Below are 6,630 nucleotides of genomic sequence, written 5' to 3'. Positions count from 1 at the left end.
GCCGACGATGACGTCGTGGTGCTGGATCGGGGTAGGGTTTGCTGGACCGGCCCCACGGACCGCATCGCGCCCGAACTCGGCGTGGTAAGCGTCGCTGAAGCATTCGCCTTGCTGACGGGTTCGCCATGAAAGTCGATCACGCATTACGGGCACTCGACGGCATCTTGCGGCGGGAAATGCTGCGCTCGCTGCGGCAGCGCGCGCGCCTGTTCTCCGCAATGGTGAGGCCGCTGGTCTGGCTGGCGATTTTCGCGGCCGGCTTCCGCTCCGTTCTCGGCCTGTCGATCACGCCGCCCTACCAGACCTATGTTCTTTACGAGGTCTATGTAGTGCCTGGGCTGGCGGCCATGATGCTGCTGTTCCATGCCATGGCGAGCTCGCTGGCCATGGTCTATGACCGCGAGATGGGCAGCATGCGCCTGTTGCTAACGGCTCCGCTGCCGCGCTGGTACCTGCTTGCCGCGCGCCTGCTTGCCAGCGTGATTGTCGGCCTGCCGCTCGTCTATCTGTTTCTTTTCGTGGCGCGCTTCTGGGACGTACGGCCGCCGATCCTGGGCTATGTCGCCGTGTTCCCGGCGCTCGTGCTGTCGGGCTTGATGCTCGGCGCGTTCGGTCTGTTGGTCTCCTCGATGTCCACTCAGATGGAAAACTTCGCCGGCGTGATGAATTTCGTCATCTTCCCGATGTTCTTCGCCTCGACAGCGCTCTATCCGATCTGGCGCCTCGCTGAAGCCGGTCCGGTGCTGGCGACGATCGCCGCCTGGAATCCATTCAGCTCGGCGGTCGAGTTGATCCGCTTTACGCTCTACCTGCGGTTCGAAATGGGTTCCATGCTCGTTGTTGTCGCCTGTCTCGTGGCATTCTTCCTCGCGGCGGTGGCCGGTTATGATCCCGGTCGCGGCCTGTGGTCCCGGCGTGGCGGCGAGGGCTGATCATCTGAGGGCATAGAGATAGGCCGCGATGTCGCGCGCCTGCTGCTCGGTGATCCTCGTCGAGGGCATGGCGGTGTGCGGATTGATTTCCCGTGCCGAGCGGATCCAGCGGATCAGGTTCTCCGGGTTGTTCGCCAGCACACCGCCGATGTAGACGCGCCCGGCCAGGCTGCCGTCCAGCCGCGGCCCGACCTGGCCTTGCGCCCCCGGCACCCCGGGAATCGTATGGCAGCCTGAGCAGCCATTCGCTGTCATGATAGGAATGGCGCGCGCGCCCACGCCGCCGGTCGCCACGTCCGACTCGTGTTGGACACGCTCGCGGCGGTCGAGCCACAAGGTCGTCGCCGCGATTACGACCACCAGAAGCACGATCGCGACGAGGACGCCCCCGAGCAGCCTAACCAGGTCGGAGCGCATGGGCCGCCTCCCTGGTTCCGCTGTTGCTTATCCAAAGGCCGGCGAGCAGCAGAGCGGCTCCGCCGTAGATCAGCCCGGCCGGCACCCACATCACAAGCCCGGCGAGTTGCTGATCCTCGAGCGGACTCAGGCGCCAGAGCGCGGCGCCGGAGGCATTCTCCGGATACCAGAGTTTTGGCGAGACCAGCAGCAGGACGCCGAGCAAGCCGGTGTGAAGCGAGGTGAAGAAAAGATGCATGACGGAAATGCCATAGGTCTGCTGTCGGCCGGAACGCGGCAGAAGCACCCACCAGAACAGCAGGGCGGTGCCGAGGAAGCTCGCATGCTGCGCATAATGCAGCACACCCTGCTGCAGCGCTGCCTCGAAGAGCACCGGAACATGCCAGATCCAGATCGCTATCCCATGAAGGATCGTCGCGCTGAGCGGGCGAGCGGCGAAAGCCCAGAGCGCCTGCAGCACCTTGCCACGAGTGACGTTTCCCGTCCCTCGGCGGAGTGTGGTTGGCAATGCCCACATCAAGGCCGCGCCGGGACAGGCGGCGACAAGAAGCGGCGCCGCCACGGCCATCAGCAACTCATGCTCGATCATATGGGCGGAAAATACCAGCTCGCCGAGCGCATGGATGGGGCTGACCAGCGCAACGGCCAGCACGCTCCAGCCGGCCGCGAACAACAGAGCTTGCCGTAGCCGTTCGGGACGGCCCCGGCCGCTGCGACGCCACAGACGGCCCGCGCCGAGCGCATAGATTAGTGCTATCGCAGCCAAGGGAGACGTGATGGGAAGCGCCAACGTCCATCCGGCCCCCGGCGCACCGGCGCCGTAGCATATCGAGGTGGAGAAGAAGGCGTCCAAGCTCATCGCAGGCACTCGTCGAGGATGAGCGCTGCGCTGCCCTGCATGATGATGACGAGGGCGAACAGCAATGCCGCGAGAATGCCGAGATCGGCGACGAAACGTTCGGTGCTGCGGGTGCGCTCCGGTTTGAACGCCGCGCCGCCCTGCCGCTTCGCCCGCCATGACAGCGCGCCACCAAGCAGCGAAAACACCGCGAGCAACAGCGCCACCGGTAGCACCACCTGGACCTGGCGATTGCATTGCCAATGCACGAGCGAATAGTTCAGCTGCGTCGAGATTGCCCAGGCCAAAGGCCCCGACAACAAACCTCCCCAGGACGTGCCCAGCCGCAGCGCGCGCATCTCAGCCTAACCTCGGTAGCCAGTAGATGAGGAGGTAGATCGGAATCCAGGTGAGGGCCACGAAGTCCCAGTAGAAGACATTGTCGCCGACATCGCCGAAGCGCCGGCCGCTATAGCCATGGTGCGTGAACATCAACACCGTCAGGACAATCGTATCGCCGACATCGGTGATCAGATGCGTGGTGTGGAGACCAAGCAGCACCCAGAGCATCGAGCCGTAGGCATTCGTGTCCCAGTAGATATTCAGGGCGGGAAACTCGAACCAGCGCACGACAAGAGGCGCGAGGCCGAGCAGCGACATCACCACCATTCCGATCCGCACGGACCGCATGGCGCATCGCTTGGCATAGCCGTTGAGGATGTGGTTGGGCACCAGGCTGGCGATGAGAAGCAGCGTCACGATGGTTCCCGGCCAATGGTTGGGCTGCGGAGCGCTCAGGCGCCAGTTGGGCCACAAAGTAACGAGGTAGAGGTAAGCGCCGGCGGCTAGCGCGAAGCCCATGCCTTCCAGCGCCATGAAGCCAAGCGTGCCCCACCAGGTCGGGCTGCGCGGGCCATGGCCAAAGGTCGGGAGGCCGGTAAGATCGAGGGCGGGACGCTGGTTCATTCCTCGTCCTCCGGATCGGCCTTCGGCCAGAACCAGCCGACCAAGGTGACGGCGATCGGCGCGGCGCCCCAGATGATCGCCCAGGGCGTGAAGATCGAGTACAGGAAGGTGGCGCCGACGGCGATGGCCGCCAACAGCGGCCAGATCGACGGCGTCGCCGATTTTTCGCGGATGTCGGGATGGGCTTCCGCCACGGTGGAGACGAGCAATTCGCGAACGTCGACCCGAAGCCCGGTCGCGACAGGAAGCGCCCCGCGTTCGGCCCAGAGCGGCTCGACATTCGTCACGATCGGAATGCGCGCGAAATTATAGCCGGGCGGTGGCGAGGATGTCGCCCATTCAAGCGTGCCGGCATCCCAGGGATTGTCGCCTGCGGGCGTGCCCCTTAGCGCGCCATGAACCAAGTTGAACGCAAACAGGACGAAGCTCAGGAAGAAGAGCACCGCGCCGGCGCTGATGAAGAGATTGATGTTCCCCCAGCCGAGCTCGGCCGGATAGGTGTAGACCCTGCGCGGCATGCCCCACAGGCCGACGATGTGCATAGGGAAGAATGCCGCGTTGAAGCCGATCATCGCCAGCCAGAAATGCCAGCGTCCGAGGCGCTCGCTCATCATGCGGCCGGTGATTTTGGGGAACCAGAAATAGGCGGCCGCGAGCAGCGGGAAGACCGAACCCCCGATCAGCACGTAGTGGAAATGGGCGACGACGAAATAGGTGTCGTGCACCTGCAGGTCGAGCGGCACCGAGGCGAGCATGACGCCGGTAAGTCCGCCGATGACGAAGGTGAAGAAGAAGCCGAAGACGAACAGCAGCGGTGTACGGATCACCGGCCTGCCGTCCCAGAGAGTGGCCAGCCAGCAGAAGATCTGAACGCCGTTGGGGATGGCGATCAACATGCTGGATGCGGTGAAGAAGCTCGCGCCGAGCTTCGGCAGCCCGGTTGCGAACATGTGGTGGACCCAGAGGCCGAACGACAGGAAACCGACCGCGATCAGCGACAGGACCAGCCCGAGATGGCCGAAGGCCGGGCGCCGGGCGAAGACCGGAATGATTGCGGAGACCATGCCGGTGGCCGGCAGGAAGATGATGTAGACTTCGGGATGGCCGAAGAACCAGAACAGGTGCTGGAACAGCAGCGCGTCGCCGCCCTCGGCCGGGTTGAAGATATGCGTGCCGACGAGCCGGTCGAGGATCAGGAAGGTCGAGGTGATCATCACCGCCGGCATGGCGAAGACGACGAGGAAGGACGTGACCAGGAGGGCCCAGACATAGAGCGGGATCTTGTCCAACGACATGCCCGGCGCGCGTTGCTTGAACACGGTCACGATGGTCGCGACGGCGACGGCCAGTGAGGATACCTCGGTATAGGTGATCATCTGCGCCCAGACGTCGGCGCGCTTGCCCGGACCGTATTCCGGTCCGGACAGCGGCACATAGGCGAACCAGCCGACATCCGGCGCCATCGCGAGGGCGAACGACACCCAGGCAAAGAGGCCACCCGAAAGATAGACCCAATAGCTGAAGGCGTTGAGGCGGGGGAAGGCGATGTTGCGGGTGCCGACCATCAACGGCACCAAGTAAATGCCGGTCGCCTGCACAATGGGCACGGCGAATAGGAACATCATGGTGACGCCGTGCATCGTGAACAGCTGGTTGTAGAGGTCCGGGCCGATCAGGCCACGCTGCGGGCCCGAGAGCTGGATGCGCATGGCCACGGCGTTGAGTCCGCCCAGGCACAGGAAAAGGAAGGCGGTGATCAGGTAGCGGCGTGCGATGACCTTGTGATCGACGCTCGACAGCGCGCCGATGATTCCGGGAGGCGTCCGCCACGTCCGCGCCAACCAGCGATGCAAGCTGGCGTCGTCCATGCCGGTGTCGCGCGGCCCGTCACGCTCTGGTGCTATATCGCCCCTGACGGACGTTTCCCGCTCCGGCGGCAGATCGCGTTCGCTGGTGAGATCCGCGCTGCTCATTTCAGCCCCTCGAGATAGGCAACGATGGCGTTGAGTTCGTCGCCGCTCAGATCGACCACCGGCATGTGCGAGCCGGGCTTCACGCCTTGCGGGTCAGCGATCCAGGCGGCGAGGTTGCCTCGGCTCATCGTCAATGTTCCGGCCGCGAGCGTCTGCCGGCTGGCGAGATGGGTGAGATCGGGCGCGACCGTTCCGCCCGCCGGCGTGCCGCCGATCTTGTGACACATCACGCAGGGGCGTTTCAGGAAGAGGTTCTCGCCGGCCTTGGCCTCGTCGCCTGTTGGAACGGCGGCCGGCTCCAACTGGTCATTCCACCAGGCATCGAACTTCGCGCGCGGCTCGGCGATGATGAAGGTGCCCATATTCGCGTGCTGCGCGCCGCAGAACTCGGCGCATTGGCCTCGGTAGACACCGGGCTTGTCGGCCTTGATATCGAGCACATTCATTCGGCCGGGAATGAGGTCTAGCTTGCCGGAAAGGCTCGGCACCCAGAAGGAATGGATGACGTCGGTCGAGGTGAGAAGAAGCCGCACGGGTTCGCCGGCGGGAATATGGATCTCGTTGGCCGTGGTCAGGATGCGGCTCGGCGTGGCGTCTTCGTAGCGCACCTCCCACCACCATTGATGACCGGTGACGCGAATGGTCAGCGCGGCGTCCGAGCCGATCGCGGCAAGGGTTCTGTTGGCGAAGAAGCTGAGCAAGGTCAGACCGACCAGGATCACGGCGGTCAGCCCGACAGCGATCATCACCACGCGCAGCTTGCGGCTGTCGGCGCCGGCGTCCAGCGCAAGCGGCTCGGCATGTTGCCGGGACCGCATCAGCAACGGCACGGCAAGGGCGGCCATCACCAGCACCCACACCACCGCACACAGGCCGGTGAAGAACCAGATCAGCCATGCGAGCTCGCTCGCCGCCGGACCTTTCGGGTCAAGCGCCGATTGCCAGCCTGCGCATCCCTGAAGAAACAGGGCGATTGCCGTGGCGAACGCAATCGAGGCGAGGCGTTTCACGGCGACTTCCCCAGCGTGGCGGCATCCGGCATGCGGTTTTCGGACGGATGCGCCATCATGTCGTCATTGCGCGACGGCGCGGCGGAGGAGGGCGCGTTGCCGCTAAGCGAGCGAACGAAGGCCGCAAGCTCCCAGATCTGGTCGTCGGGGATCTTGTCGCGGAAGCTCGGCATGCCGTTCGGGCGGCCGTCGCGGATCGTGGCATGGATACTCTCCATCGAGCTGCCATAGATCCACTTTTCGTCCATCAGCGCTGGGCCCATGCCGCCGCCGCCATTGGCATGGCATCCCGAACAGTTGAACCAGCCGAACAGGCGCTTGCCTTCGCTCAGATGAAAGGCATTGGCCTCGAAGCTCGCCGCCTTGTTGTCCGTGGGGGAGGGGCGCTGCCCGCCGGGTTCCAGCGTTGTCACCGGAGTCGGCTGCTCGCCGGAGCCGAGCGCCGATTGCGGACGTGTGTCCCGTTCCTCGCGCTGGCAGGCAGAAAGGGCCAG

General features: G+C 64.8%; 8 protein-coding genes. 1 reads left to right on the top strand and 7 read right to left on the bottom strand.

Going from position 1 to position 6,630, the window contains the following annotated elements:
- The first annotated feature begins 125 nt into the window (after positions 1 to 125).
- The gene (locus tag EOA24_RS23505) at positions 126 to 932 is read left to right on the top strand and encodes an ABC transporter permease (RefSeq protein WP_126081308.1); all 807 of its coding nucleotides are present in this window, start codon (positions 126 to 128) and stop codon (positions 930 to 932) included.
- Here EOA24_RS23505 and EOA24_RS23500 read toward each other — a convergent pair whose 3' ends face one another.
- From EOA24_RS23500 to EOA24_RS23470, 7 genes are all read right to left on the bottom strand, one after another.
- Entirely contained in the window at positions 933 to 1,349 is a 417-nt protein-coding gene (locus EOA24_RS23500; protein WP_126081309.1) for a c-type cytochrome, read from the bottom strand.
- The gene (locus EOA24_RS23495) at positions 1,330 to 2,208 is read right to left on the bottom strand and encodes a cytochrome c oxidase assembly protein (RefSeq protein ID WP_126081310.1); all 879 of its coding nucleotides are present in this window, start codon (positions 2,206 to 2,208) and stop codon (positions 1,330 to 1,332) included. The genes EOA24_RS23500 and EOA24_RS23495 overlap by 20 nt, the downstream gene beginning before the upstream one ends.
- Positions 2,205 to 2,546, bottom strand: coding sequence for a hypothetical protein (locus EOA24_RS23490; protein WP_126081311.1), 342 nt, complete (start codon positions 2,544 to 2,546; stop codon positions 2,205 to 2,207). The genes EOA24_RS23495 and EOA24_RS23490 overlap by 4 nt, the downstream gene beginning before the upstream one ends.
- A 1-nt stretch (position 2,547) precedes the next feature.
- On the bottom strand, positions 2,548 to 3,153 hold the full coding sequence (locus EOA24_RS23485; protein ID WP_127410113.1) for a cytochrome c oxidase subunit 3: 606 nt from the start codon (positions 3,151 to 3,153) through the stop codon (positions 2,548 to 2,550).
- Positions 3,150 to 5,126 (bottom strand): cytochrome c oxidase subunit I, encoded by a 1,977-nt coding sequence (ctaD, locus tag EOA24_RS23480; protein ID WP_126081313.1) that lies wholly within the window; start codon positions 5,124 to 5,126, stop codon positions 3,150 to 3,152. The genes EOA24_RS23485 and ctaD overlap by 4 nt, the downstream gene beginning before the upstream one ends.
- Positions 5,123 to 6,136, bottom strand: a complete 1,014-nt coding sequence (gene coxB / locus EOA24_RS23475; protein WP_189343072.1) for a cytochrome c oxidase subunit II — start codon at positions 6,134 to 6,136, stop codon at positions 5,123 to 5,125. Before coxB ends, ctaD begins: the two co-directional genes overlap by 4 nt.
- Positions 6,133 to 6,630 (bottom strand): c-type cytochrome (locus EOA24_RS23470; protein ID WP_245501838.1); only part of this gene is annotated, 498 nt, incomplete at its 5' end. The genes coxB and EOA24_RS23470, both read right to left, overlap by 4 nt.

The sequence above is a fragment of the Mesorhizobium sp. M2A.F.Ca.ET.039.01.1.1 genome (assembly GCF_003998035.1).
Lineage (GTDB): Bacteria > Pseudomonadota > Alphaproteobacteria > Rhizobiales > Rhizobiaceae > Mesorhizobium.
The sequence above is the reverse complement of the archived record's forward strand: the minus strand, read 5'-3'. Positions and strand labels throughout refer to the sequence as shown.

Excerpts from the sequence above, each read along its gene's own strand:
- EOA24_RS23505 (WP_126081308.1), top strand. The coding sequence starts at position 126 with ATGAAAGTCGATCACGCATTACGGGCACTCGACGGCATCTTGCGGCGG.
- EOA24_RS23495 (WP_126081310.1), bottom strand. The coding sequence starts at position 2,208 with ATGAGCTTGGACGCCTTCTTCTCCACCTCGATATGCTACGGCGCCGGT.
- EOA24_RS23500 (WP_126081309.1), bottom strand. The coding sequence starts at position 1,349 with ATGCGCTCCGACCTGGTTAGGCTGCTCGGGGGCGTCCTCGTCGCGATC.
- EOA24_RS23485 (WP_127410113.1), bottom strand. The coding sequence starts at position 3,153 with ATGAACCAGCGTCCCGCCCTCGATCTTACCGGCCTCCCGACCTTTGGC.
- EOA24_RS23490 (WP_126081311.1), bottom strand. The coding sequence starts at position 2,546 with ATGCGCGCGCTGCGGCTGGGCACGTCCTGGGGAGGTTTGTTGTCGGGG.
- ctaD (WP_126081313.1), bottom strand. The coding sequence starts at position 5,126 with ATGAGCAGCGCGGATCTCACCAGCGAACGCGATCTGCCGCCGGAGCGG.